Raw genomic sequence first — 25,171 nt, forward strand, 5'->3', positions numbered from 1 at the left:
AAGTCGATTGTGTTACCATGTTACGCAATACATGCTTATTAAATAGCTAAAGAAATTAAGCCTCCGCTGCTTGCCGGGGCTAGCGTAACAAGGAATATTGAACGTGAAATCTTCGCTCGCAGCATTATCCTCGCAACTCGGTGAGTTGATGCTCCGTGACCAACAACGCATGCGGCGTCGGCTGCAAGGCGCACGAAAAGTCCATAATCCCGAGGCCGTAGAGGCGATTACCCGCGAAATCGAAGCTGAGATTGCTACAGCAATGCAGCGGGTTAGCAGTCGTCGGGCAGCATGTCCGGCTATCTCGTATCCTGAGAATTTGCCGGTCAGTCAGAAGAAACAAGATATCTATAATGCTATTCGCGATAATCAGGTGGTGATTGTTGCCGGTGAAACTGGCTCCGGTAAAACCACGCAATTACCGAAAATCTGCCTGGAATTGGGGCGTGGTGTCAAAGGGGTTATTGGCCATACCCAGCCGCGTCGCCTTGCTGCGCGAACCGTGGCAAATCGTATTGCTGATGAGCTAGATACCTCACTTGGCGGCTGTGTCGGTTATAAAGTGCGATTTAATGATCAAGTGGGCGAGAATACCCTCGTGAAGTTGATGACTGACGGTATTTTGCTGGCTGAAATTCAGCAAGATCGCCTGTTGATGCAATATGACACCTTGATTATTGATGAAGCGCATGAGCGCAGTCTGAACATTGATTTCATCTTGGGGTATTTGCGGGAGTTATTGCCAAAGCGCCCTGATCTGAAAGTTATTATCACTTCGGCGACCATTGATCCGCAGCGCTTTTCCAGCCATTTCAATAATGCGCCCATTATCGAAGTCTCTGGCCGTACCTATCCGGTGGAAGTACGCTATCGGCCGATCGTGGATGATGCCGATGATGTTGAGCGTGATCAGTTACAGGCTATTTTTGATGCGGTAGATGAATTGGGGCGCGAAAGTCCCGGTGATATTTTGATCTTTATGAGTGGTGAGCGGGAAATTCGTGATACTGCTGACGCGCTGATGAAGCAGAATTTGCCTCATACCGAAGTGTTGCCGCTGTATGCTCGCTTATCCAATAGTGAGCAGAATAGGGTGTTTCAGTCTCATCATGGGCGGCGCATTGTGCTGGCGACTAACGTGGCGGAAACTTCACTCACCGTGCCGGGCATCAAGTATGTTATCGATCCCGGAACCGCACGTATCAGCCGCTATAGTTTCCGTACTAAAGTTCAGCGGTTGCCGATTGAGCCGATTTCACAAGCCTCGGCTAATCAGCGTAAAGGTCGTTGTGGCCGTGTCTCTGACGGTATCTGTATCCGTCTTTATTCCGAGCAAGATTTCCTTTCACGCCCTGAATTCACTGATCCGGAAATTCTGCGTACGAATTTGGCCTCCGTTATCCTGCAAATGACCTCATTAGGGCTAGGGGATATCGCAGCCTTCCCATTTGTGGAAGCACCAGACAAGCGCAACATTCAAGATGGTGTGCGGCTGCTGGAGGAACTAGGGGCTATCCAAACGGCCAGTAACGGCCATCAACAATTAACACCGCTAGGTCGTCAATTGGCCCAATTGCCGGTTGATCCCCGTTTGGCTCGAATGGTGCTGGAAGCCCAGAAAAGTGGCAGTGTACGGGAATTGATGATCATCACCTCGGCATTGTCTATCCAGGATCCGCGTGAACGGCCGATGGATAAACAACAGGCCTCCGATGAAAAACATCGCCGTTTTGCCGATAAGGACTCTGATTTCCTTGCATTTGTTAATCTATGGGATTACCTGAAAGAGCAGCAAAAAGAGCTATCATCGGCGCAATTCCGTAAATTATGCCGCAGCGATTTCCTGAACTATTTGCGGGTGCGCGAATGGCAGGATATCTATACCCAACTGCGTCAGGTGGTGAAAGAGTTGGGTATTCCGGTCAATAGCGTTGCTGCAGACTATCGCAGTGTTCATACGGCTATTCTGACCGGGTTGCTGTCACATATCGGCCAGAAAGATGTTGAAAAGCAAGAATATACTGGTGCGCGCAATGCCCGTTTTGCCATCTTCCCAGGCTCTGGTTTATTCAAAAAACCGCCAAAGTGGTGCATGGTGGCCGAATTGGTCGAAACCAGCCGCTTATGGGGACGCATTGCGGCTCGAATTGAACCGGAATGGATCGAACCCTTGGCACAACATCTGGTTAAACATCACTATAGCGATCCGCATTGGGAGAAAGCACAAGGGGCGGTGATGGCCAGTGAGAAAGTGACCTTATTCGGGTTGCCTATCGTCACTGAGCGCAAGATCAACTATGGGCCAATTGATCCGCCGCTGTGTCGCGAGTTATTTATCCGTCATGGCTTGGTTGAAGGGGATTGGCAGACGCGCCATGCATTCTTCCGCGCTAATTTAAAGCTATTGGCTGAAGTTGAAGAATTGGAGCACAAATCTCGCCGCCGCGACATTCTGGTTGATGACGAGACATTGTTTAACTTCTATGACCAGCGTATTAGCCGTGATGTTATTTCCGCACGTCATTTTGATAGCTGGTGGAAGAAAACCAGCCAGACACAGCCGGAGTTGCTCAACTTTGAAAAAACCATGCTTATCAAAGATGGAGCAAACAAAGTTAACCCGCTGGATTACCCGAACTTTTGGTATCAAGGGTCACTCAAACTACGGCTCTCTTATCAATTTGAGCCCGGTACGGATGCTGATGGGGTCACGGTTCATATCCCGCTGCCTATCCTGAATCAGGTTCAGGAAGAGGGATTTGACTGGCAAATTCCGGGGATCCGCCGTGAGCTGGTGGTGGCGCTCATCAAGTCATTACCTAAGCCGGTTCGCCGCAATTTTGTGCCTGCGCCTAATTATGCCGAGGCATTCTTAGCACGGGTAACCCCATTGGAAACTAGCCTGCTGGACGCATTGGAACGTGAGTTGCGGCGCATGACCGGAGTGACAGTGTCACGCGAAAGCTGGCAGTGGGAGCAAGTCCCCGACCACCTAAAAATGACCTTCCGCGTCGTGGATGATAAAAACCGAACTTTGCGTGAGGGGAAAGATCTTGCTGCCCTGAAGCTCCAACTCCAAGAGAAAGTACAAGAGACGCTTTCAGCGGTTGCCGATGACGGTATTGAGCAAAATAACTTACATATCTGGAGCTTCGGCTCACTTCCGGTGTGCTACGAGCAACGCCGGGGAGGATACGAAGTTAAAGCATACCCGGCGTTGGTGGATGAAAAAGACAGTGTCGCGATTCGCTTATTTGATACAGAAGCCCAGCAACAACAGGCCATGTGGCAGGGGACACGCCGTTTATTGTTGCTAAATATTCCTTCTCCGATTAAGTATTTACATGAAAAGTTGCCGAATAAATCCAAACTTGGCCTCTATTTCAATACTTATGGCAAAGTGATGGATCTGATTGACGATTGCATTGCTTGTGGGGTAGATAAACTTGTCGCGCAATATGGTGGGCCGGTATGGCAAGAGGCTGATTTCGCTCAGCTGCAAGAAAAAGTTCGGGCCGAATTAAACGATACTGTGGTGGATATTGCCAAACAAGTTGAACAGATCCTGACTACCGTATTCAGCATTAATAAACGTTTAAAAGGCCGGGTCGATATCTCGCAAGCATTAGCGCTTTCCGATATCAAAGCACAGCTTGGTGGCCTGATTTATCGCGGATTTGTCACCAATAATGGTTGGAAACGTTTACCGGATACATTGCGCTATCTGCATGCCATTGAACGGCGGATGGAGAAGTTAGCTGTAGATCCTCATCGAGATCGGGCTCAAATGCAACGGGTGGAACATGTACAACAGATGTGGCAGCAATGGCTCAACAAATTGCCGCCTAAACGTCAACAAGATGAAGACGTTAAAGAAGTTCGTTGGATGATTGAAGAGTTGCGCGTGAGTTTATTTGCCCAACAATTGGGAACACCGTACCCGATTTCAGATAAGCGGATTTTACAGACTATCGAACAACTCTCTGCCTGATGGTTAATCAAGACGATTCCGCACCTGAGATAATGGCTCAGGCGCGGAGTTTATCAGTCGTTAGTTCCCGTTTCCACGCCCGTATTTATATCATTTAAATCCTCTCATTTGTGTCTCAAATATGTAATTGATGAAACCTGCTGATTTTCATGCGAAGCCTCTCGGAAACGAGCAATTAACTCCTCTATTACACGGCAACATTATTGCCTTCGGTCTTTAACTACAGCTATATCTGTCATGGCATTCAGACGGCTTGTTAAAAGTTTGTCTGATTGTGGGTCACCATATTTGATTACATTTGGTGAGTTTGATAGAGTTTTCGGCAGCAAGGATTGCTTATGTATACGATTAGTTTGTTGCGGTTGGCACAAAAAGAATTGTTTAAATTACCTGCGGGGATACAGGCGGCTCTGATTAAGGCTCTTGATGAGTTAGAGGCTTATGGTCATGAGTTGAAAGAGCCTGTAGTGCGGGATATAGGGAAAGGGCTGAAAGAACTGAGGGTCAGTGGAAAGGAAGGTTGCGGGCGTGGTTTTTTCTTTTACCAGACCGAACGGCAGGTTTACATCATTCACATCTTGCAGAAGAAAACGCAAAAGACCCCAAGACGGACACTGATGTTGGCTTATCAGCGTATGAAGGAACTCAAACGGAGATTGCTGCCATGAAAAAACAAGATGATTTTGACATTCTTCCTTTTTCTGAGGTTAAAGCGAACGCTTTAAATCACTCTCAGGTAAATGAAGCGTATTCTGACTTGCAGATTAGACAAGCCATGATGACGGAGCTTAAGGCTGCTCGCCAGCGATGTAATTTGACTCAAGAAGATATTGCCCAGAGAGCGGGGCTGAGGAAACAAAATATCAGCCGGATGGAGAAAGGTATTATTTCGCCTAATCTCACGACATTAAGTCGATATGCTGCAGCATTAGGTGGGACTTTTGTTTTTAAATTTAATCAAAAGCCCCATTACAACAGTAAGAAATAATTTAGTATTAATTAATGTTGATCAGATGATCGCTATCTTTTTATTTAGCTGCTTTATTAGCGAGTGTTTTTAACCGGTCTTTTATGGCTGTGACCGCTAACGCCCGGTTATCCGCCAGATAACGATCTTTAGCGGCGGGAGCGGAACTTTGAATGGCAATCAAAGACCATTTCTCGCCATTTTTCAGTAATAAGGGCGAGCCACTATCACCGGGTAATGTATCGCATTGGTGAGACAGCACACCTTGCTGCGCCCAGCCAGTGATCAGGCAATCTTCATGACTATAGAGAGTATCAAGGTGGTCAAGTGGATAACCCGCTTGTGTTATTTTACGGTCAACTTGTTTAAGCGCTTGGGTCAATTCATTAGCAGTTCCATCCCATAGTGGCAACGGTTTGATAGGAATAGGCTTTTTATTAGTTAATCGAATAAGAGCATAGTCATATGCTGCTGCTGCGGGTGGAACTATCCAACCGTCTCCGTCAGGTTTCAGTTTTTTACCCAATTTGGCATCAACCAGTGTTTCCAGACTGGTAATTTGATACTTCCAATGGCCCTTGTGCGAAATAAACCGTAAGGCGACAGCACGATCAATCTTACCTGGAGGTGCTAATACACAATGCCCAGCGGTAAGTGCGAGACGAGGGGATATTAATGTCGCAGTACATAGATTGCCACTGGCTGTTTCCACTTGACCAATTGCCTGCCATGGCCAGTCAGTGCTATTCGTTACTGCGGTTCGATCATCTTTCCCAAAGAAGAGGGTGGTTTGGTCTGCAATACTGCTGTCGTCATTTGACGTGTCAGTAGGTGGAAGAGCATAAGTCACAGAAAGAGGAAACAGACTCAATAGTAATAATGAAGATAAACGCATAAATAATTAGCCTGCCTTATTCCCAAAAAGGTTATTTGCTCACAAACCTGAGACCCACTGATTAAATTGCCAAACGCGAACTATCTTACTGCTAACTATAGACATAATTAATCACATAGTCTGTTGCTGTTATTGGATTTTTTGATAATTTTAGCGTGACATCATCCGCTGGCATTATAAATAAAAAAATAATGTAATCAGACCGCAAATGACTAATGTCGCCAAAGTGATTTCAAATAAATAACGACGCAGCATTATCAGCACTCCCGATAAAAAACACCCGGAAAGCCGGGTGTTGAGTGAATTAAGCTGTAGCGAGTCAATCGTGAAGAGCTGGTGTTAGTTTTCGCGAATACTATTTTGCAGTCGGTACGGCTACTGTTGCAGATTTAGTGTGTGTCGCTTTTTTATGGTGTTTCTTAGCTGTTTGCGCTTTTTGTACTGGCGCGGTTTTCTCTGCTTTTTTCATCGATTTTGTGGTTTTTTTGTGATGCATAGTTTTGGCAGGAGCACTATGGGCCGCAGGTGCTGTAGCCATTGGCGCTGCGGGTGCAACAGTATCGGCGGCGAATGCGATAGAAGACATACCCAAAGTTGCAGCAACAATCAGAGCTAATACTGTTTTCATGATTTATTCCTCAGTGTTCTGTTTGTATATCGGCCCCGCTGGGTCGTTGTAATGAGAATAGAGTAAATAGTTAACAGCTTCCGTGAGTCATTGGTTTCGGCTTGTAACCGATTGTACAGAACTGATTATTATGGCGAATAACCCACTTTTCATTTAGTTCATAACACGCCTCTACGCGTATTTTATGGTAGAGAGAGAAAGGAAACTGAGAGGAATAAGAACACCATTGGATTCCTTTAAAAACTCATTTTAGTTACAACATACATTAGATGATTATCTAAAAGTGAACTCTGAAAGTACATGCAAAGTTGCAACAAAAATGGAATTTATGTCTCGCAGGGCGGTACAGCCGCCACAAAGGAGGGGCTGTACCGAAGGGGCAAATTTGGGGCAGAGAGTAATTATAAATAACGGCGTTCTAAGTGCTCGCGGAAAAAGCGAGGGTTAAGTGATTCACCGGTTGCTTTGGTAATTAACTCTACGGTTGAGTAGCGGCTTCCATGTTGCCAGATATTTTTCTGTAACCAATTGAATAAGGTACTCAAATCACCGTTGGCAATATTGCTATCTAATTCAGGGATAGCTTTACGTGCGGTTTGGAAGAGTTGAGCAGCATACATGGCACCCAGAGTATAGGTTGGGAAATAACCAAAAGCGCCATCCGTCCAATGGATATCTTGCATACACCCATAGCGGTAATTTCCTTCTGTATTTATCCCCAGATATTGCTGCATCTTTTCATTCCACAGCGTAGGGATATCATCTACCTCAATTTCAGCGCTAATTAATGCCTTTTCAATTTCATAACGCAAAATTACATGAGCAGGGTAGCTAACCTCATCGGCATCGACCCGAATAAAGCCGGTTTTGACGCGCTGATTCAAGGCAGTGAAGTTTTGCTGGTTAAAAGCCGGTTGCTCACCGAATTGCTGTATAACCAAAGGCCGGATAACTTGCAGAAATTCTTTACTGCGCGCTAATTGCATTTCAAATAGTAAACTTTGAGACTCATGAATTGCGGTTGAGCGTGCATGTGATATTGGCTGGCCCAACCATTCGCGGGGTAAATTCTGTTCATACCGCGCGTGGCCAGTTTCATGGACAATCCCCATTAACGCACTGAGAAACTCTTGTTCGTTATAACGAGTAGTGATGCGAACATCTTGCGGAACACCTCCGCAGAATGGGTGCACACTGACATCGACTCGTCCACCGTCAAAATCGAAGCCCAACACTTTCATCACATTCAGCCCAAGTTGACGCTGTTTTTCCAGCTCAAATGGCCCTTGTGGTATCAAGCAAGTTTCATTCGCTTGTTTAGCGATCACTTTTTGCAATAACGTTGGTAGCCATTGTTTAAGATCACCAAAGATACGGTCCAAATCAGCACTATTCGTTCCCGGCTCATATAAATTCAACAATGCGTCATAGCGCGATGTTCCGGCGGCCTGAGCACGAATGGATGCCTCTTCACGGCTTAATTTGACCACTTCGCGTAGATTTTCTGCAAAACCATCCCAATCATTTGCAATACGCTGCTGTCGCCATGCGTGCTCACATCGTGCACCTGCTAATGATTTTGCCTCAACCAAAGTCTCAGGTAGTAACACCGCATTATTGTAATGCCGACGCATCTCACGCAAATTTGCTTGTTCGATATCATCCAGCGTTTCTTGTTCCGCTTGCTGCAACCACTCACCAACCTGTTTGGCTGTCAGAATCTGGTGTTGCAGCACATTTAGCTCAGCCATCGCCTCTGAACGAGCAAGATTTCCTTTGGGTGGCATCATTGTTTGCATATCCCACCCGGCAATAGCAGATAAGTGCTCAAAGCGGGAGAGGCGTGTGAATGTCGTGCGAAGGTTTTGATAAGCAGTGGTCATAAAAAACTCCATAAAGCTGATAGGCCAACTTATTTTATTAAGGCTTAGTTATGTAATCTTGGTCTGCTGACAGTGAGTAAACATTTTTAACCGGCCAGCAAAACCGAAAACTGGCGCCACCGAGAGAACTGGCATCGACGGAAATGCTGCCCTGATATGCTTGTGCGATGGAATGGACGATTGCCAGACCCAATCCACATCCACCGGTTGCACGATCCCGACTAGGATCCAGTCTAACAAATGGTTCAAATACGCGTGCGCGTTCTTCTAAGGGAATGCCCGGCCCGTCATCTTCAACTTGTAAACATGCGTTATCGCCATCAAACCACAAGCCAATACGTAGCCGTTTAGTTGAATAGCGCAGCGCGTTATTGACCAGATTATCCAAAACTCTTTCCATCAGGCGGAGATCGACTGCACCAAAGTCACCACGATGGGGTATATCAAGTTCTATCTCGCGCTCACCATGAATCAAACGCATATCTGCTATTTTTGCGCTGAGCCACGCCGGTAAATCTATAGGTTCCAGATTGAGAGAGACTTGGGGGCGATCCAGCCGAGCATAGGTGAGCAATTCATCAATGAGTGCCTCTAACTGGCCAATATCATGATTTAACGCCAGTTGTTCACTCTCTGTCAGGTTATCACTCATGGCTAACCGATAACGCAAGCGAACAAGTGGGGTGCGTAACTCGTGAGCAATTCCATCAATGAGCAGCTTCTTACTGACTATCAATGTACTGATGTTGTCGGCCATTTGGTTAAACGCGACACCTAAACGACTTAGGCTGGAGGTGGGATCAAAATGTGTCCGTTCGTCCAGATATCCTGCCCCAAGCCGCTGGGCGGCATTTTCCAGTTTCAGCAAGTCTTTCCAGTGAGGGCGCATCCACAGGAACACCGGTAGCGCCAAAGAGAGACCAATCATGATGAGCAAGATTAAATCCAGTAGCCGCATTTGGTGCAGATAAAACAGATAGGGAACCGGGCCTACAGCCAGGACATAGTGGCTGCGGGGAATTCGTTGCAGGAAGGTATACTCATCATCCAAAGCAATAATTTCACCCGCGCGCAGACGCTTATTTAATCTTTCGCCAAGATCCCGTTTATCGAGAGGTTCAATATGTAATTGAAAAGAGAGATTTAAATCCAGCGTGGCGATGGTTTTATTCCAATCTTTTAGCGGAATTTCTCGTAACTCACTGCGCATCAATGACAGGGAGCTTTTCATCAAATCATCTAATGACTGGCGGCCAGCGCGTTCAGCCGTGACTTTATAAACTAAGCCAACCAGCATCGCCATCACCATAAAGCAGACGAATAGCAATAAGAAAAACTGAATAAATAGTTTCCTCATTGCTGCACTGACTCCCAGGCATTGGGGGCGAACAGGTAGCCTTTATTACGTACAGTTTTGATTCTAAAAGGTTCGAGGGCATTGTCATAGAGTTTGCGGCGCAAGCGCGAAATGGCTACATCAATACTGCGGTCCATGCCGTCATAACTGACGCCGCGCAAATTTTTCAATAATGCTTCCCTGTCCATGATGATGCCGGCGTGCGTTGCGAGTTCCCACAGCAGATCAAAATCTGAAGTCGATAATGTAATCTCTTCATCACCAAGATTGACTTGCCGATTAACCGGGTCGATGCAAAGTAAACCAAAGTGAATGGCATTATGCCCCGTGAGTGGAACATGGGGCGTTTCTTTGGTTTGTTGCTGATTATGTTGACGTAAATGCAAGCGTAGCCGTGCCAGCAATACCGCTGGAGGTGTTGTTTTCAGAATATAGTCATTGGCCCCCATCTCAAGAGAGAGGATATGGTTCATATCACTGTCAAGCGAGGTTAGCAGCACTATCGGGCCGTCATAGCTTGGTCGTAAATCGCGGCACAACGTCATGCCATCTTTCCCTGGTAACATAATGTCAAGTAACACCAGGTCAGGTTGTTGTTGTTCAATAACTACTTGCGCTGTATCACCTCGCGGCTCCACAAACACATCAATGTCATGCTTGCCCAGATAGGCTGCAATCAATTTTCCGACCTCCGGGTCGTCTTCTACAAAAACAATTTTGGTCATGTTTTTCTGTTTATAAAAGTGCCGGAATTCAGCATAGCGCGCTGTTGGCCGCAATACTATGCACGTTACTTTATTCTTTATGCCAATGACAGGGCAGTGACTGATAGGTAGACAACCAACAAATTATTTCATTATATTAATGAAAGTGATTATATCGTCATCTCTATTTAGTTGCGCCCATCGTTTATATATCAATATTTATGATTAATGAATAGCTGTATCGATCAGCTAAGGACTGAGGGATGAGTGGCGAACACATTGGTGTGCCAGCACACAGTGAAAGAGTCTGCTTCGATTACACGGAATTTCTAGCTGCTTCTTGCAAAAAGCGGTGGAGTTTTATTGATGCTATTTATGGTGTCATGCCGATTTTCGGGATGGTGGTGAAATCCCAGGCTGAGCTGGAAAAAACGCCTCAGGAGCGGCTTACCGCCTTGGCGTTACAGGTATTATCAACCCAACTTAGCGATGAAACTAATATTATTAGATTGATTCGTCTTGCTGAGCTGCAAGGGATAACAGAGCTGGATATTCAATTACCTTATCCGCTAGAAACCTCACAACTGGGTGAAATCAAACAAAAATTTCCAGCTTCAATGCGACTGAGTCAAAAGGGTGAATGTTTATCGGTGGATATATCCGGAACAGAACACAATTAGTTACCTGCCGATAGATGCCCAGATGGGCATCCAGTTTAACTGGCGTACCCATTGATTAGGCCGGTTTTGTCGAGGATTAGCCTTAATGCATAACCAGCCAGGTTGCCGGAATAGTGGCAATCAGTACCAGACAAATTGCTGTGCGTTCCACCGTATTGAGTAGCCTGAGACCTTCATGCCCTTTACGCGCATAAATAAACACCAGCAAGCCGGGGGCATATAACAGGGCGGATAACAACAGGTACAGCAAGCCGGCGGCATAAATCAGCCACAAACCATACAAACACGCGCCGCTGGCCGCAATAATCAATCGCCAGTCCTGGCGCTTTAAGGCCACTTTAAATAAGAATGCTCCCACCAGGAAATAGGGCACTAAAATCATCTCTGATGCAATTGTCAGCAATGTATTGTAATTGCTGCCCGTCAGCCAGATAAGGATCAGCGCGACTTGCACCGCACAGTTAGTCAGCCACAGTGATTTTGCCGGTGCATTGTGCTTATTCTGATGCTGGAACATCTTAGGGAATGCGCCATGTTTCGCAGCCACCATCGGAACTTCTGCGGCCATAATGGTCCAGCTAAGGTAAGCACCGCACACTGAAATAATCAGCCCGGTGGCAATAATCACTTCCCCCCAAGGGCCAATCATCTCAACCATAATACCGGCCATGGATGGGTTGCGCATATTCGCTAATTCAGCGCGTGGCACCACGCCAAGAGATAATAAAGTGATTAATAGATAAACACATAAAGCCGAGATCACCGCCAGCATAGTTGCCCGGCCTACATCTTTCTTATTGCGCGCTCTGGCAGAAACCACAACTGCGCCTTCTACACCAATGAAAACCCACAGCGTTATTAGCATTGTGTCTTTCACTTGTTGCCAAACGGGAGTGTGCAGGGCAATACCAGTAAAATCAAAACTGAATGTATCGAGGCTGAATGCGAGGCCGGCTAACACAATAAAGCCGCCGATTGGCAGCAGTTTTGCCAATGTCGCGGCCAAATTGATGCTGGCGGCGGTTTGCACACCACGCAATACCAAAGCATGAACCCCCCATAACAGGAAAGAGGCTCCCAGTAGCGCCTGCCAGGTATTACCTTCACCAAAGACAACTTCGCCAGATTTATCGGTAAAAAAGCTCAATGCTGCGAAAACAATCACCAGATAAGATACGTTGGCGATAACAGCGCAGAGCCAATAGCCCCAGGCAGAGAAAAAGCCAATAAGGTCACCAAAACCTTCTTTGGCATAGGTGAATATTCCACCATCCAGATCAGGGCGCAGACGCGTCAGCAGTAACATGGCAAACGCCAGAAAAATAATCCCAACGCCGGTAATGCTCCAGCCAATAAGCAGTGCCGCCGGGCTGGCAACTTCAGCCATATTTTGTGGCAGGCTAAAGACACCTGCACCCAGCATTGAGCTAAGAACCAGCGCCGTTAGCGCCGTCAGGCCGAGTTTTCTTTCCAATTATGGATCCTGGTTTTTAGAGTATTAATGAATGGTTACTGACTGATAAGCAGCATTATCTGAGGCTAATCTATCAATGCTTGACAGATAATAGCCCCAAAATTTTCGGAGGATTTTACGGAGTGGGGCGCGATCATGCAATGATTGGTTATGCGATTTAGGCAAAAAATTATTCAGTCAGTACTCATCAAGTTCATCACCATAACTAAAGTATAAAAAAGGACAGCCTATGGCTGCCCTTATGGTGAGAATTTAAACAAATTTATTTGAACAAGTCAGCGCTAATACTCACGTTACCGCCACTTTGGTTTTGCCACTGGCGAGTAACATGGTAATACTTCGCACCTTTGGCAGCAGCACGCTTAGCCACTTCATGAGAGACGTCGGTCATGCTGTTGTAGTGACCACTAAAGGTCACAGAATCAAACGGAACCATCTGCGCGGCAGTGGTATTGTTTAATTCCTGGATTTGGGTGCCATCACTCAGGGTGACAGTGTAACGTTTACCTGTTGATGATTGAGTTTCAAAGAAACGGCCCACATCAGCGCTTGGCGTGCCTGAGGAAGCAACACCTGGGATCTCGACATTTGCAGCAGCTGCACCGCCAGCCGCTAATGCAGCACGGCCCGCATCTGAATCCGCAGGGATAACATCAGGGCTTTGTACGGCACGTTTGGCTGCATCTTGTTTGTAAATATAAGCAGTCACAAACTGGTTGCCGCCTTGGTTAGCATCCACCTGACGCACGATGAAGAAGGAGTAAGCGCCTTTTTCTTTCGCCGCTTTGGAAACAGCATCGTTGATATCTGGCTGACTACGGAAGAAACCACTAACAGAAACAGTGTCATAAGGTTGTAAGGTATAGGCTTCTGTTTTTGGTAATTCTTTGATGCCATTGAAAATACGATACTGGGTATCTTTGCTCACTTCCTGTGCATCTTTATGATAAACATCGGCCGTTACACGCCAGTTGCCGCCATTATTGTTGCTGTTCAGATCCTGAATATAGAACGAATCAGCGCCCAATTTATCAGCACGACGGGATACCGCATCTGCGGCTTCATTGATTGCATTAAATCTGCCGGTAATAGTAATACGATCAAATGGCTTAATGGCTGCTGCTTGCTCTGGTGTAAGTTCTTTTGCCGCATGTGCAGCAGAAAGCGCCGAGAGTGATAGCAATGCCGACGCGATGATCGTGTATTTCAGCTTCATAAAAAATCCTTTCGCCTTGCGCATTAACGTTGATACGTGCGGAACAATTGATGTGTAACAGAATAGCAGATGATTATTACATGTAATAATGGCGGGTGTCTCCGCAATTTATATGACTAAATAATTTATATGGCTAAATATATGAATTTCGCAGTTAGGCCTGTTAGCACTTTACCTCAATAATGAGGATAAGTTTTACGAATAATGGCTTTAACGTGATAAGCGTTGTTTATTTACATTTTTCTAACCTAATGCCGCGCTATCACTGGCTTGCCTTATTATACCAAAACTTATTATTTTGGCTCAAAGTTGCAGGACAAGCCGCTAGTAAATATTATTTTTATAGTGAATTATACAGAGTTCTTTCCACCTGCCAGTTTTAGTGCAAAAACTGCTTCAGAACCGCATACAGATATGGATCATAAGTCACATTTTCAGTAGGTTATAGGGAGCCGTAACAAAGCAGGTTTGTCAGTAACCCAATAGAACATGGCAATACTTATCATCAAAGACAGGTAAAAAAGGGAACATTATGCGTATTGGTGTACCAAGAGAGCGGTTGGCCAATGAAGCCCGTGTTGCAGCAACGCCGAAAACGGTAGAACAATTGCTGAAACTGGGTTTCACCGTGGCGATTGAAAGCGGAGCTGGCCATTTAGCCAGTTTTGACGATGCGGCGTACCAGGATGCGGGTGCCACCATTACGGATACCACCGATGTGTGGCAATCCGACCTTATCCTCAAAGTGAATGCTCCGCTTGAGGAGGAAATTGCTCTGATGCGTGCGGGGAGCACCTTGGTCAGCTTCATCTGGCCGGCTCAGAACCCGGAATTACTGCAAAAATTGGCAGAGCGTCAGGTGACGGTATTGGCAATGGATTCTGTGCCACGTATTTCTCGCGCGCAATCCATGGATGCTCTTAGCTCAATGGCTAACATTGCGGGCTATCGTGCCATTGTTGAAGCGGCGCATGAGTTTGGCCGTTTCTTCACCGGGCAAATCACGGCTGCGGGTAAAGTTCCCCCGGCTAAAGTGATGATTATCGGCGCCGGTGTTGCCGGGCTGGCCGCTATCGGTGCGGCGGGGAGCTTGGGTGCGATTGTCCGCGCTTTCGATACCCGTCCGGAAGTGAAAGAACAAGTTCAAAGCATGGGCGCTGAATTCCTCGAACTCGATTTCGAAGAAGAGGCTGGCAGTGGTGATGGTTATGCCAAAGTCATGTCTGAAGCATTTATCAAAGCTGAAATGGCACTTTTTGCAGCGCAAGCGGCTGAAGTCGATATCATTGTGACCACCGCGTTGATTCCGGGTAAACCCGCGCCGCGCTTGATCACTAAAGAGATGGTTGCGTCAATGAAGTCGGGCAGTGTGATTGTCGATTTGGCCGCCCAGACAGGCGGCAACTGCGAATTGACAGTAGCCGATAAAGTGACGGTAACTGAAAATGGCGTGAAAATTATCGGTTACACCGATTTGCCAAGCCGCTTACCAACACAGTCATCCCAGCTTTATGGTACTAACCTGGTTAACTTGCTGAAATTACTCTGCAAAGAGAAAAATGGCGAGATTGACATTGATTTCGAAGATACCGTGATCCGTGGTGTTACCGTGGTCAAAACCGGTGAAGTCACCTGGCCGGCACCGCCAATTCAAGTATCAGCACAGCCTCAGGCGGCGAAAGCGGCACCGATTGTCAAAGAAGAGGCTAAACCTTCCTCGCCTTGGCCTAAATACATCATTATGGCGCTGGCTATTGTGCTATTTGGTTGGTTGGCCAATGTGGCACCGAAAGAGTTTTTATCTCACTTTACGGTCTTTGCACTGGCGTGTGTGGTCGGATATTACGTGGTGTGGAACGTCAGCCATGCGCTGCATACACCGCTGATGTCAGTTACCAACGCTATTTCCGGCATTATTGTGGTTGGCGCATTGTTGCAGATTGGTCATGGTGGCTGGGTGAGTTTCTTATCCTTTATTGCCGTTTTGATCGCCAGCATCAACATTTTTGGTGGTTTTACCGTCACCCAACGCATGCTGAAAATGTTCCGTAAAAACTAGGTTTCGATGAGGCCGAACTTGCCTAAAGCGCAAGTTGATAAAGCTGAGTGGATAAAACAATGTTTATAAAAACAACAATGTTTATAAAGACAACGTTATACAAAAATGAAGGGGTAACTAATGTCTAGTGGTCTCGTTACAGCTGCGTACATAGTTGCTGCGATTTTATTTATTTTCAGTTTGGCTGGGCTGTCGCGCCACGAAACATCCAAACAAGGTAACACTTTCGGTGTGACCGGTATGGCTATCGCGCTTATCGCGACCATTCTGGGGCCAGACTCAGGTAATGTTGCCTGGATTATCATCGCCATGGTGATTGGTGGAGCAATTGGTATTTATCTGGCGAAGAAAGTCGAAATGACCGAAATGCCGGAACTGGTTGCTATCTTGCACAGTTTTGTCGGTTTGGCGGCGGTTCTGGTTGGCTTTAACAGCTATCTGGATCATGGCCCGGTGGTCATGGACGCCGTGATGGTGAATATCCATCTGACTGAAGTGTTCCTCGGTATCTTTATCGGTGCGGTGACATTTACTGGTTCTATTGTTGCCTTCGGTAAATTACGCGGGATTATCTCATCCAAGCCACTGATGCTGCCGCATCGCCATAAGCTGAACCTGGTTGCACTGGTTGTTTCATTCCTGCTGATGATTATGTTCGTCAAAACAGATAGCGTGGCGCTGCAAGTGGTCGCACTATTATTGATGACCGTGATTGCCTTAGCCTTCGGTTGGCATTTGGTTGCATCTATTGGTGGTGCTGATATGCCAGTTGTCGTTTCAATGTTGAACTCCTATTCAGGTTGGGCAGCGGCGGCGGCAGGTTTCATGTTGAGCAACGATTTGCTGATTGTGACCGGTGCGTTAGTCGGTTCTTCTGGTGCGATTCTGTCGTACATCATGTGTAAAGCGATGAATCGTTCATTCATCAGCGTTATTGCCGGCGGCTTTGGTACTGACGGTTCTTCTACCGGTGATGCTGAAGAAATGGGTGAGTATCGTGAAACCAATGCTGAGGAAGTGGCTGAACTGCTGAAAAATGCCAGCTCTGTCATCATCACCCCTGGTTATGGTATGGCGGTTGCGCAGGCACAGTATCCAGTTGCTGAAATCACAGCAAAACTGCAGGCTCGTGGGATCAAAGTCCGCTTTGGTATTCACCCAGTAGCAGGGCGCTTGCCAGGCCATATGAACGTGTTATTGGCTGAAGCTAAAGTACCTTACGACGTGGTGCTGGAGATGGACGAAATCAATGATGATTTCCCAAGCACTGATGTGGTGCTGGTGATTGGCGCTAATGACACCGTAAACCCGGCAGCACTTGAAGATCCTCGCAGCCCGATTGCCGGGATGCCTGTGCTGGAAGTATGGAAAGCGCAAAATGTTATTGCTTTCAAACGTTCAATGAACACCGGCTATGCTGGCGTCCAAAACCCATTGTTCTTCAAAGATAATACTCAGATGTTATTTGGCGATGCTAAAGACAGCGTGGAAGCTATTTTACGCGCATTGTAATGGCGGTAGGGTATTAATTAAGGGCCACTAAGGTGGCCCTTAAGGTTAATGAAACACAGTGAGTGAAGGGTTTATCGCACCTCGGGGCACTCCGACGGCTTACGCACTTGTATTTGAAACTAAGAGCGACCCCAACGGCACGTTTCCCCTTCATTTGAGTTTTTCAGACTGCTGAAAAACCCTAAGGACTCGATCTTGCAAGGTGAAGACAGGTAGAAGAGTAAAGCGTCCGCGCCAAGGATGGCGCGGCTCGAGCCCCCAGGGAAGGGTTTACGGCGTCTTTACGATCTGCCTGTTTTCACCGCTACAGGCACTTTGTCCTTAACCTCAGGCCACCAAGGTGGCCTTTTTTTGCTTTAATCTGAATAGCTTGTGAAGCGGCTATTCTCCATCCTCAGAATCTTCATTGCTTTCCACCGGGCAGTTAAAACCTTCAGGTTTAATGGCCAGCAAATCACATTTCAGATGGTCGATCACATGTTCCGTAGTATTCCCGATAAAGGCGGCAGAGAGACCTGTACGCCCTAAAGTACCCAGAACCACCACCCCGGCCCGTAAATGTTCTGCCAGGTCAGGAATAACTTCTTCCGGCAAACCTTTTTCGACATGAGTGAATTTTTCATCAATGCCAAATTGCTGGCGCAATGCTTTCATCGCAACCAAATGTTGACCACGAATAGCATCGTTATAGACGCTCGGATCAAAATCAGGCAATTCAATGGCAATGTTAATCGGGGTAACCGGATAGGCGCTAATCAAGTGCACCGGAGTTTGGTTGAGGTTCTCCGCGAGTTCTCTGGTTTCGTTAACTAAACGTAGATTAAGCGGATCATGCAGCGGGTCTTCACTGGAGAGATTGACGGCGACCAGTGCCGTACCATTTTCCGGCCAAGGTTGGTCTTTGACCATCCACACCGGGCAAGGGCATTTACGCAATAAGTGCCAGTCAGTGGGGGTGAAGATAATTGATTCGAGGCGGTCATGTTGATGCGCCATTTTGAGTAATAAATCGTGCTTAAATTTCAGGACTTCCTGAATAATGGCTTCGTAGGGCCGGTTGTGCCATACCACTTTGATTTCAATCGGTATCCCTTCATCCAGATAAAACCGGCACTGCTCACTTATCCATGCTGAGCGTTGGCTGATAACCCCTTTGCGCATAGCGGTACGCTCATCAGGCGACAGTAGGGTGGTCATGTCATAGGACAAGTCGTAAATAGCCAAAAATGCTTTGATTGTGCCACCATTACGCCGCACAAGATAAACTGCACGTCTTAATGCAGGCTGATCATCCTGATTGGGGTCAATAGCAACCAGAATATTCTGATACTTTGCCATAGAGTCTCCTTACAACCGTGAATTAACAGTATGTTAGTTAAAGAGTAAACCATGAAAGTGAAAGATAACAGGTGAGAGCACGCACCTGACAAATTATATTGATATGAGGGTGACTGATAAACCCATATTGCGAGTCAGAAAGTGGCGGGCAGCTATACCGTTCGGCTTACGCTGCTGTACACATGTGGTACATATCCCCGCCACTTATTTTACTGACATATGAAAGCAATGATATTAATTACAACTTGGTTTTGGGTTACCCGCCAACTGAGCCAGTGCTTCGGTATTCTCGATAGTGATGTATTTACCTTTCACACTGAGAATCTCGCTTTTCTGGAAACGGCCCAATAAGCGGCTGATGGTTTCTACCGTCAGGCCTAAATAGTTACCGATATCACCCCGTGTCATAGTGAGACGGAATTCACGTGGTGAAAAACCGCGCTGGGCAAAGCGGCGCGAGAGATTATAAATAAACGCGGCCAAACGCTCTTCTGCATTCTTTTTAGAAAGCAGCAAAATCATGTCTTGATCACCTTTAATCTCACCACTCATTAAGCGCATCATCTGCTGGCGCAGATTTGGCATTTTGCCGGATAAGTCATCAAGTGTGTCAAACGGGATTTCGCAAACCATTGAGGTTTCGAGGGCCTGCGCAAAACTTGGATGCTGCTGATTACTGATAGCATCAAAACCGACTAAATCACCTGCCAGATGGAAACCGGTAATTTGCTCATCACCTTCTTCAGTAATGGTATAACTTTTAATGGTCCCGGAACGGATGGCGTACAGGGATTTAAGCTCATCACCTGCTTTAAACAGCGCCTGTCCTTTCTGAATAGGCTTTTTCCTTTCAATGATATTATCGAGCTGATCCAGCTCATTTTCATTCAAAGTAAAAGGAATACAGAGCTGACTGATACTGCAATCCTGACAATGGATTGCACAACCGCCAGACTGAATACGTCGGATTATTCGTTTTTCCGGGATCATAGGGTATTCCCATTAATATTGATATGCGTCAATTTTAACATCTTTTCTTGCATCTGATAAGAGCAACAATAGTTAGCGTGCTAAAAGATAGCCCTCGTGCATTAATAACCAGCGTTTTCGCTCCACACCACCCGCATAACCGGTCAATGCACCTTGCTGCCCAATCACCCTATGGCAAGGCACAACAATCGATATGGGGTTCAAACCGTTCGCCATCCCAACCGCTCGAGAAGCAGTGGGGCGATTAATGCGTTTTGCTAACTCACCATAAGTAATGGTTTCACCGCACGGGATTTTACGCAACTGTTGCCAAACTTGACGCTGAAAATCAGTACCGGCGGTTTTCACCGGTAAGTTATCAATAATGCTCAACTCCCCAGCAAAATAGCGTTGCATGCTGTCACTCAACCCACCAGGATTACGCTGTTCCACCAGGGTAAAAGTATTTACTCCGTAATGATTACGCAGCAGTTTCATCAGACGTTCATAGTGGTCAGTCCAATCAATGGCACGTAGCCGGTGCTCTTCGTCTGCAATTAACAACAGTTCACCCTGTGGGGTTGCCATTCTATCAATCAAAAACGTTTCCATCATTCTCCACGACCTTGCTGCCACTGGTTGAGCACAAATTGTTTGATTAAATACTTTGCCGGCGATTATTACATGAAAGATAACATCAATAGATGACTATCAGGACCGAAAAGCAAAAACCTGCTTTTATTGCGGTGTTTATCGCATAAAACATGACGTTTAGATATAAAGTCGGGGTGGGCGAAGTCAGTGTAAGCCGCTAGGATAAAAGTCTGTTATTTACGAAATCAATTCATATCAGGTGTTCAATTCATGTCCAATTTCATTTTGCCTCCTTTATTACGTGAGAACGAACCGCCCGCTGCGGCTATCGAGCGAGCTGAAAGCCGCTCGCCTTTTATCTTGTTGGCCGACCATGCCGGACAGCGTATTCCGGCTCAACTCGGGGATTTAGGATTACCAGCAGGAGAAATTGATCGTCACATTGGTTGGGATATTGGCTCATTAGCCACCGCGCAGTTACTTAGCCAGTATTTAGATGCCACATTAATTCATCAGCGTTATTCGCGTTTAGTTATTGATTGCAACCGTACCCCCGGTATCGCCAGTTCTATCCCTGAAACCTCTGAAAACACACGGATCCCGCGTAATATCGGTGTCACGGTGGAAGAGGCTCAAGCTCGTCGAGTAGAGGTATTTCAGCCATATCATGATTTGATTACACAGACGCTTAATCAGCGCCGTGATACTGGCCAGCCTGGTGTCATTATTTCCATGCACAGTTTTACACCGTCATTTAAAAATATTTCCCGGCCTTGGCAAATTGGCACTTTATTTCACCGAAACCCCGAGTTCGCGCGGCAATTAGTGTCATTTTTACAGCAAGAAGATGCTTTAAATGTCGGCATCAATGAACCTTATGCGATGACGGATGCCACAGATTTCACTTTGCCATTCCATGCCGAGCAGCGGCAGTTGCCATATGTTGGCATTGAGATTCGCCAGGATCTTATTACTGATGAGAACGGGCAGGAGGAATGGGCCAGACGGCTGGCGCGGTTGTTACCGCAAGTCCTGACGGCCTATACCCATTCAAACTAAGTTGTCACCTATATATTGACTCAAGAAAAGTCTGTTTTGCGCCAATTATTTTTCTGGGTTTATGACTGGCCACTATTAATTAGTTATTATCGGTGGCTATAGTTATTTTTATTTCATCGTTATTCATTTATCACACAACTTGAAGGTTGATAATCTCGTGGAAGCCAAACCCGCGCGTATCCTGATCAGTGCCTGTTTGATGGGCAAACCGGTTCGTTATAACGGCAGTGCACTGTCTGTCCATGATGAAATTATTCAACGCTGGCAAGATGAAGGGCGGCTGGTCATGGTATGTCCTGAACTGGCTGCTGGGATGCCTGTACCCAGACCACCTGCTGAAATTCAGCAAGGTAATGGTGAGGCGGTGTTACAGGGCCAGGCCCGGGTGATTGAACAATGGGGCAATGATGTTAGCCGTGAATTTCTGCAAGGGGCTTATCAGGCATTGGCGTTGGCTCAAAAACATCAGTGCACCTTGGCCATTCTCACTGAGGGTAGCCCGTCATGCGGTAGCAGCCGTATTTATGATGGCTATTTTAATGGCACCCAACGGGCAGGACAGGGCGTGACAACGGCCTTATTGCGTCGCCACGGGATCACTGTATTCAGTCATCTTCAACTTGAGCAGGCCGATAGTTTTTTGCGAAGCGGTTCACAAACTCAGGTTGAAAATTAACCCAAAGTCATAAAATGCCGTTATACTGTATAAATAAACAGTATTTGTATGATTCGTATCTTTAGTCACTTAATTTTTATTGAAACCATTAAGTCGAGGTAGCGATATGGCATTTAAGATAATTGAAAAACAACCACAACAGATTGTGAGTATCCGAGTTGTCGGGCCTTATCACGAAACCATTCCAAAAGGTTTTGACCAACTATCATCACTTTATACTCAGCATCAAATTCCGGGAAAAGACTGGTTAGTACTGTACTGGGATAACCCAGAAACCAATCCACCGGCTGAGCTACGAGCTGATGTCTCATTATCTGTTGCAGATGATTATGTTTTACCGCCTGAGCTCAGTGATCACTTGCAATTACAGGTGATTCCCGCAGGCTTGTATGCGGTGTACCACACTCGAGTAACCGATGATGATTACGCCAAGGCTTGGGGAGAGTTGTATAACCAGCATCTACCACAAAGTGGCTATCGTCCAACCGAAGGGGCGTGCTACGAGGTTTACCTCAATGACGGCAGGGCTGATGGCTATTTTGATATTGATATCTACCAATCCGTTGAGAAAGACCAATAAAGTGGGATAAGCAGCCGAGCCTGAACAGTTCGGCTGTTTGCCGCATCATTGTTGGTTTTTTTTGAATAGTGTTGTCGAATAATAGGTAATTATCCACAGCAGTAAAAATGGCATGCTTTGTCTACCGGTTTAAGTGGGCTGGTGCTTGTCTTTTAGACTTTAGGGTCTGCCCATGAACCAAGACAGATGATGAAACTCGCATTCAGGATAATATTATGACAAATACCATTCAGCAGGTCGCGATTGTTACCGGTGCATCACGGGGTATTGGTGCGGCAATAGCCGAACGTCTGGCTCAAGAGGGCTACACTGTTTTGATCAATTATTCCCGGGCTGATGATGAAGCCGCAGCCTTGGTACGTAAAATTCAACAAGCGGGTGGTAATGCGTTAAGTGCCAAAGGCGATATTAGCGATCCAGCCGCCGTAGCCCAACTATTTACTAAAGCTGAAACCGCCTTCGGCGGGGTTGATGTATTGGTCAATAATGCCGGTATTATGTCACTCAGCACGGTTGCCGACACTGACGATGAACATTTTGACCACCAAATTGCCATTAACCTGAAAGGGAGCTTCAACGGAATGCGAGAAGCGGCGAAACGGCTCAGAAATGGCGGCCGAATTGTTAATTTCTCAACCAGTGTTGTGGGCTTGAAATTGGAAAAATATGCTGTTTATGCGGCCACCAAAGCTGCGGTTGAAACAATGACAGCAATTCTGGCAAAAGAGTTGCGAGGCCGTGATATTACTGTCAATGCCGTGGCACCAGGGCCGACCGCGACGGATCTTTTCCTGAATGGAAAATCCGCTGAACTGATTGAAAAAATGGCGAAAATGGCACCATTAGAAAGATTGGGCACACCAGAGGACATTGCAGCGGCTGTGGCATTTTTGGTCGGAAAAGACGGCGGCTGGATCAATGGGCAAGTGTTGCGTGCTAATGGTGGGTTGATTTAACACTATTGTGGGAAGGCGCGGCGGGGCCAGGGAATTCCACTGAAAGATAAGGAATAATAATTAATTGGGCTGCCATAAAAGTGTGGACTGTCATAAAAGCGTCATTCGCCTGTTCTAGTATCCGTTGTAACCAATCAATACAAATTGTATTACTGTTTTACAACAAGGAACTCTACTGATGCAGAACCGCGTATCCACTTTGTCCGGCATAGCGTTATCCACCCTGATACTGAGCAGCACTCTGTTCGCCCCCAATGCTATTGCCGCCGCCACCGGTTTATACGATCGCAGCGCCCATGGTGATGTCACTCAATTTGGTGGTGCTCGCCGTTTAACTGAAGATCAAACTCAGGCTCTTCGTGATTCGCTGTCCAACAAAACGGTAAAAAATGTCATTTTACTGATTGGCGATGGGATGGGTGACTCGGAGATAACCTCGGCACGTAACTATGCTATGGGTGCGGGTGGTTTCTTCAAAGGGATTGATGCATTGCCGTTGACCGGACAATACACGCACTATTCATTAGATAAGAAAACACAGAAGCCCGATTATGTGACTGACTCGGCCGCGTCGGCGACTGCATGGTCTTCAGGTGTGAAAACCTATAATGGCGCTCTGGGTGTCGATGTATTTGGGAAAGATCACGTCACCTTGTTGGAGCTGGCTAAAAAAGCAGGTAAAGCTACAGGCAACGTTTCAACGGCTGAACTGCAAGATGCAACGCCTGCGGCACAATTTGCTCATGTTACTGGTCGCAAATGTTATGGCCCGGAAGAAACCAGTGAGAAGTGCAGCACTAATGCACTGGAGAATGGTGGTCGTGGTTCCATCACTGAGCAAATGATTGAAGGGCGCGCCGATGTTACCTTGGGCGGCGGCTCAAAGTCATTCAGCCAGTTGGCTAAAGCGGGTGAATGGAAAGATAAATCTTTGCGTGATCAGGCATTGGCTCGCGGTTATGTGATTGTCGAAAACCTGGATGATTTGAATGCCATCAAACAAGCAAACCAACAAAAACCACTGTTGGGTTTATTCAGTCCTGGCAACATGCCGGTACGTTGGCAGGGGCCAAAAGCCTCTTATCACGGCAATATAGATAAACCGCCTGTGGTCTGTGAAAATAATACTGAGCGAACTCAAGGCACGCCAACCTTGGCCGTCATGACGGAAAAGGCTATTGACCTGCTGAAAACCAATGAGAATGGCTTCTTCTTACAAGTCGAAGGGGCATCAATCGATAAACAAGACCACGCTGCTAACCCTTGCGGCCAGTTTGGCGAAACCGTCGATTTGGACGAAGCAGTGCAAAAAGCATTGGAATTTGCCCGTGCAGATGGCAACACACTGGTTATCGTGACAGCAGACCATGCTCATTCCAGTCAAATTATTGAGGCTGATGCCAAAGCTCCGGGCCTGACTCAGGCACTGACTACCAAAGATGGCGCAATAATGGCTATAAGTTATGGCAACTCAGAAGATGATTCCCAGGGGCATACCGGCACACAATTGCGTATTGCGGCTTACGGCCCACATGCTGCGAATGTTGTGGGTCTGACAGACCAAACTGACCTGTTCTTTACCATGCGTGATGCCATGGCGATTAAATAAATATCCGGACTTGTTGTTGAGAAT

At 46.6% G+C, this 25,171-nt stretch carries 22 protein-coding genes; 11 read left to right on the top strand and 11 right to left on the bottom strand.

From position 1 onward, the window contains the following. The first annotated feature begins 103 nt into the window (after positions 1 to 103). The 3 genes from hrpA (at position 104) to FTB31_RS17770 (ending at position 4,979) form a co-directional block, all read left to right on the top strand. Positions 104 to 3,991: an ATP-dependent RNA helicase HrpA gene (gene hrpA, locus FTB31_RS17760; protein ID WP_227719649.1), complete on the top strand. Its 3,888-nt coding sequence runs from the start codon at positions 104 to 106 to the stop codon at positions 3,989 to 3,991. A 338-nt stretch (positions 3,992 to 4,329) separates the two neighbouring features. Beyond that, the gene (locus FTB31_RS17765) at positions 4,330 to 4,659 is read left to right on the top strand and encodes a type II toxin-antitoxin system RelE/ParE family toxin (protein WP_227719650.1); all 330 of its coding nucleotides are present in this window, start codon (positions 4,330 to 4,332) and stop codon (positions 4,657 to 4,659) included. Beyond that, positions 4,656 to 4,979 (top strand): helix-turn-helix domain-containing protein, encoded by a 324-nt coding sequence (locus FTB31_RS17770; protein WP_050078580.1) that lies wholly within the window; start codon positions 4,656 to 4,658, stop codon positions 4,977 to 4,979. The genes FTB31_RS17765 and FTB31_RS17770 overlap by 4 nt, the downstream gene beginning before the upstream one ends. Before the next feature lie 40 nt (positions 4,980 to 5,019). On the opposite strand, the gene FTB31_RS17775 is transcribed toward FTB31_RS17770, so the two are convergent. From FTB31_RS17775 to rstA, 6 genes are all read right to left on the bottom strand, one after another. Then, positions 5,020 to 5,853, bottom strand: coding sequence for a trypsin-like serine peptidase (locus tag FTB31_RS17775; RefSeq protein WP_227719651.1), 834 nt, complete (start codon positions 5,851 to 5,853; stop codon positions 5,020 to 5,022). 174 nt (positions 5,854 to 6,027) lie between these two features. Further along, a complete protein-coding gene (ydgU, locus tag FTB31_RS21650; protein WP_455433242.1) occupies positions 6,028 to 6,108 on the bottom strand; it encodes a small membrane protein YdgU in 81 nt (26 codons plus the stop codon). Between the two features lie 100 nt (positions 6,109 to 6,208). After that, positions 6,209 to 6,481 carry an acid resistance repetitive basic protein Asr gene (gene asr, locus FTB31_RS17780; RefSeq protein WP_050078582.1) on the bottom strand — a complete coding sequence of 91 codons (273 nt, stop codon included), beginning with the start codon at positions 6,479 to 6,481 and terminating at the stop codon, positions 6,209 to 6,211. A gap of 401 nt (positions 6,482 to 6,882) precedes the next feature. Beyond that, complete coding sequence (locus FTB31_RS17785) at positions 6,883 to 8,364, bottom strand: carboxypeptidase M32 (RefSeq protein WP_227719652.1); 1,482 nt, start codon at positions 8,362 to 8,364, stop codon at positions 6,883 to 6,885. 37 nt (positions 8,365 to 8,401) lie between these two features. Further along, a complete protein-coding gene (gene rstB / locus FTB31_RS17790; RefSeq protein WP_227726104.1) occupies positions 8,402 to 9,721 on the bottom strand; it encodes a two-component system sensor histidine kinase RstB in 1,320 nt (439 codons plus the stop codon). Beyond that, positions 9,718 to 10,446, bottom strand: coding sequence for a two-component system response regulator RstA (gene rstA / locus FTB31_RS17795; protein ID WP_050078585.1), 729 nt, complete (start codon positions 10,444 to 10,446; stop codon positions 9,718 to 9,720). Before rstA ends, rstB begins: the two co-directional genes overlap by 4 nt. Positions 10,447 to 10,688: 242 nt before the next feature. On the opposite strand from rstA, the gene FTB31_RS17800 reads away from it, so the two are divergent. Then, positions 10,689 to 11,105, top strand: coding sequence for a hypothetical protein (locus tag FTB31_RS17800; protein ID WP_227719653.1), 417 nt, complete (start codon positions 10,689 to 10,691; stop codon positions 11,103 to 11,105). Positions 11,106 to 11,187: 82 nt separating this feature from the next. On the opposite strand, the gene FTB31_RS17805 is transcribed toward FTB31_RS17800, so the two are convergent. Both FTB31_RS17805 and ydgH read right to left on the bottom strand, forming a co-directional pair. After that, positions 11,188 to 12,579, bottom strand: a complete 1,392-nt coding sequence (locus FTB31_RS17805) for an amino acid permease (protein WP_227719654.1) — start codon at positions 12,577 to 12,579, stop codon at positions 11,188 to 11,190. 262 nt (positions 12,580 to 12,841) lie between these two features. Beyond that, positions 12,842 to 13,795, bottom strand: a complete 954-nt coding sequence (ydgH, locus tag FTB31_RS17810; RefSeq protein WP_227721890.1) for a DUF1471 family protein YdgH — start codon at positions 13,793 to 13,795, stop codon at positions 12,842 to 12,844. Between the two features lie 532 nt (positions 13,796 to 14,327). On the opposite strand from ydgH, the gene pntA reads away from it, so the two are divergent. Both pntA and pntB read left to right on the top strand, forming a co-directional pair. After that, positions 14,328 to 15,854 carry a Re/Si-specific NAD(P)(+) transhydrogenase subunit alpha gene (gene pntA, locus FTB31_RS17815; RefSeq protein WP_050078591.1) on the top strand — a complete coding sequence of 509 codons (1,527 nt, stop codon included), beginning with the start codon at positions 14,328 to 14,330 and terminating at the stop codon, positions 15,852 to 15,854. 120 nt (positions 15,855 to 15,974) lie between these two features. Beyond that, positions 15,975 to 17,366 carry a Re/Si-specific NAD(P)(+) transhydrogenase subunit beta gene (gene pntB / locus FTB31_RS17820; protein ID WP_050078592.1) on the top strand — a complete coding sequence of 464 codons (1,392 nt, stop codon included), beginning with the start codon at positions 15,975 to 15,977 and terminating at the stop codon, positions 17,364 to 17,366. Between the two features lie 381 nt (positions 17,367 to 17,747). On the opposite strand, the gene uspE is transcribed toward pntB, so the two are convergent. The 3 genes from uspE to ogt all read right to left on the bottom strand — a co-directional run bounded on the left by uspE (position 17,748) and on the right by ogt (position 20,285). Further along, positions 17,748 to 18,704, bottom strand: a complete 957-nt coding sequence (gene uspE, locus FTB31_RS17825; protein ID WP_005169669.1) for a universal stress protein UspE — start codon at positions 18,702 to 18,704, stop codon at positions 17,748 to 17,750. A gap of 234 nt (positions 18,705 to 18,938) precedes the next feature. Next, the gene (locus FTB31_RS17830) at positions 18,939 to 19,694 is read right to left on the bottom strand and encodes an FNR family transcription factor (RefSeq protein WP_050078101.1); all 756 of its coding nucleotides are present in this window, start codon (positions 19,692 to 19,694) and stop codon (positions 18,939 to 18,941) included. 72 nt (positions 19,695 to 19,766) lie between these two features. Next, on the bottom strand, positions 19,767 to 20,285 hold the full coding sequence (gene ogt / locus FTB31_RS17835; RefSeq protein ID WP_077174699.1) for a methylated-DNA--[protein]-cysteine S-methyltransferase: 519 nt from the start codon (positions 20,283 to 20,285) through the stop codon (positions 19,767 to 19,769). A 252-nt stretch (positions 20,286 to 20,537) separates the two neighbouring features. Between ogt and FTB31_RS17840 the strand changes: the two genes are divergently transcribed. From FTB31_RS17840 to phoA, 5 genes are all read left to right on the top strand, one after another. Beyond that, a complete protein-coding gene (locus FTB31_RS17840) occupies positions 20,538 to 21,326 on the top strand; it encodes an N-formylglutamate amidohydrolase (protein WP_227719584.1) in 789 nt (262 codons plus the stop codon). Positions 21,327 to 21,483: 157 nt separating this feature from the next. Continuing rightward, on the top strand, positions 21,484 to 22,002 hold the full coding sequence (locus FTB31_RS17845) for a DUF523 domain-containing protein (RefSeq protein ID WP_077174701.1): 519 nt from the start codon (positions 21,484 to 21,486) through the stop codon (positions 22,000 to 22,002). A gap of 106 nt (positions 22,003 to 22,108) precedes the next feature. Continuing rightward, on the top strand, positions 22,109 to 22,582 hold the full coding sequence (sbmC, locus tag FTB31_RS17850; protein WP_050078093.1) for a DNA gyrase inhibitor SbmC: 474 nt from the start codon (positions 22,109 to 22,111) through the stop codon (positions 22,580 to 22,582). A 215-nt stretch (positions 22,583 to 22,797) separates the two neighbouring features. Further along, on the top strand, positions 22,798 to 23,538 hold the full coding sequence (locus FTB31_RS17855; RefSeq protein WP_050078092.1) for an SDR family oxidoreductase: 741 nt from the start codon (positions 22,798 to 22,800) through the stop codon (positions 23,536 to 23,538). 178 nt (positions 23,539 to 23,716) lie between these two features. Beyond that, complete coding sequence (gene phoA / locus FTB31_RS17860; RefSeq protein WP_227719585.1) at positions 23,717 to 25,147, top strand: alkaline phosphatase; 1,431 nt, start codon at positions 23,717 to 23,719, stop codon at positions 25,145 to 25,147. Positions 25,148 to 25,171: the final 24 nt, after the last annotated feature.

The sequence above is a fragment of the Yersinia proxima genome (genome assembly GCF_902170785.1).
In the GTDB taxonomy this organism is placed as follows: Bacteria; Pseudomonadota; Gammaproteobacteria; order Enterobacterales; family Enterobacteriaceae; genus Yersinia; species Yersinia proxima.

Bases quoted from the DNA above. Each gene is read 5' to 3' on its own strand.
- FTB31_RS17765 (WP_227719650.1), top strand. From the start codon at position 4,330: ATGTATACGATTAGTTTGTTGCGGTTGGCACAAAAAGAATTGTTTAAA.
- FTB31_RS17770 (WP_050078580.1), top strand. From the start codon at position 4,656: ATGAAAAAACAAGATGATTTTGACATTCTTCCTTTTTCTGAGGTTAAA.
- FTB31_RS17775 (WP_227719651.1), bottom strand. From the start codon at position 5,853: ATGCGTTTATCTTCATTATTACTATTGAGTCTGTTTCCTCTTTCTGTG.
- ydgU (WP_455433242.1), bottom strand. From the start codon at position 6,108: ATGCTGCGTCGTTATTTATTTGAAATCACTTTGGCGACATTAGTCATT.
- asr (WP_050078582.1), bottom strand. From the start codon at position 6,481: ATGAAAACAGTATTAGCTCTGATTGTTGCTGCAACTTTGGGTATGTCT.
- FTB31_RS17785 (WP_227719652.1), bottom strand. From the start codon at position 8,364: ATGACCACTGCTTATCAAAACCTTCGCACGACATTCACACGCCTCTCC.
- rstB (WP_227726104.1), bottom strand. From the start codon at position 9,721: ATGAGGAAACTATTTATTCAGTTTTTCTTATTGCTATTCGTCTGCTTT.
- rstA (WP_050078585.1), bottom strand. From the start codon at position 10,446: ATGACCAAAATTGTTTTTGTAGAAGACGACCCGGAGGTCGGAAAATTG.
- FTB31_RS17800 (WP_227719653.1), top strand. From the start codon at position 10,689: ATGAGTGGCGAACACATTGGTGTGCCAGCACACAGTGAAAGAGTCTGC.
- ydgH (WP_227721890.1), bottom strand. From the start codon at position 13,795: ATGAAGCTGAAATACACGATCATCGCGTCGGCATTGCTATCACTCTCG.
- pntA (WP_050078591.1), top strand. From the start codon at position 14,328: ATGCGTATTGGTGTACCAAGAGAGCGGTTGGCCAATGAAGCCCGTGTT.
- pntB (WP_050078592.1), top strand. From the start codon at position 15,975: ATGTCTAGTGGTCTCGTTACAGCTGCGTACATAGTTGCTGCGATTTTA.
- uspE (WP_005169669.1), bottom strand. From the start codon at position 18,704: ATGGCAAAGTATCAGAATATTCTGGTTGCTATTGACCCCAATCAGGAT.
- FTB31_RS17830 (WP_050078101.1), bottom strand. From the start codon at position 19,694: ATGATCCCGGAAAAACGAATAATCCGACGTATTCAGTCTGGCGGTTGT.
- ogt (WP_077174699.1), bottom strand. From the start codon at position 20,285: ATGGAAACGTTTTTGATTGATAGAATGGCAACCCCACAGGGTGAACTG.
- FTB31_RS17840 (WP_227719584.1), top strand. From the start codon at position 20,538: ATGTCCAATTTCATTTTGCCTCCTTTATTACGTGAGAACGAACCGCCC.
- sbmC (WP_050078093.1), top strand. From the start codon at position 22,109: ATGGCATTTAAGATAATTGAAAAACAACCACAACAGATTGTGAGTATC.
- FTB31_RS17855 (WP_050078092.1), top strand. From the start codon at position 22,798: ATGACAAATACCATTCAGCAGGTCGCGATTGTTACCGGTGCATCACGG.
- phoA (WP_227719585.1), top strand. From the start codon at position 23,717: ATGCAGAACCGCGTATCCACTTTGTCCGGCATAGCGTTATCCACCCTG.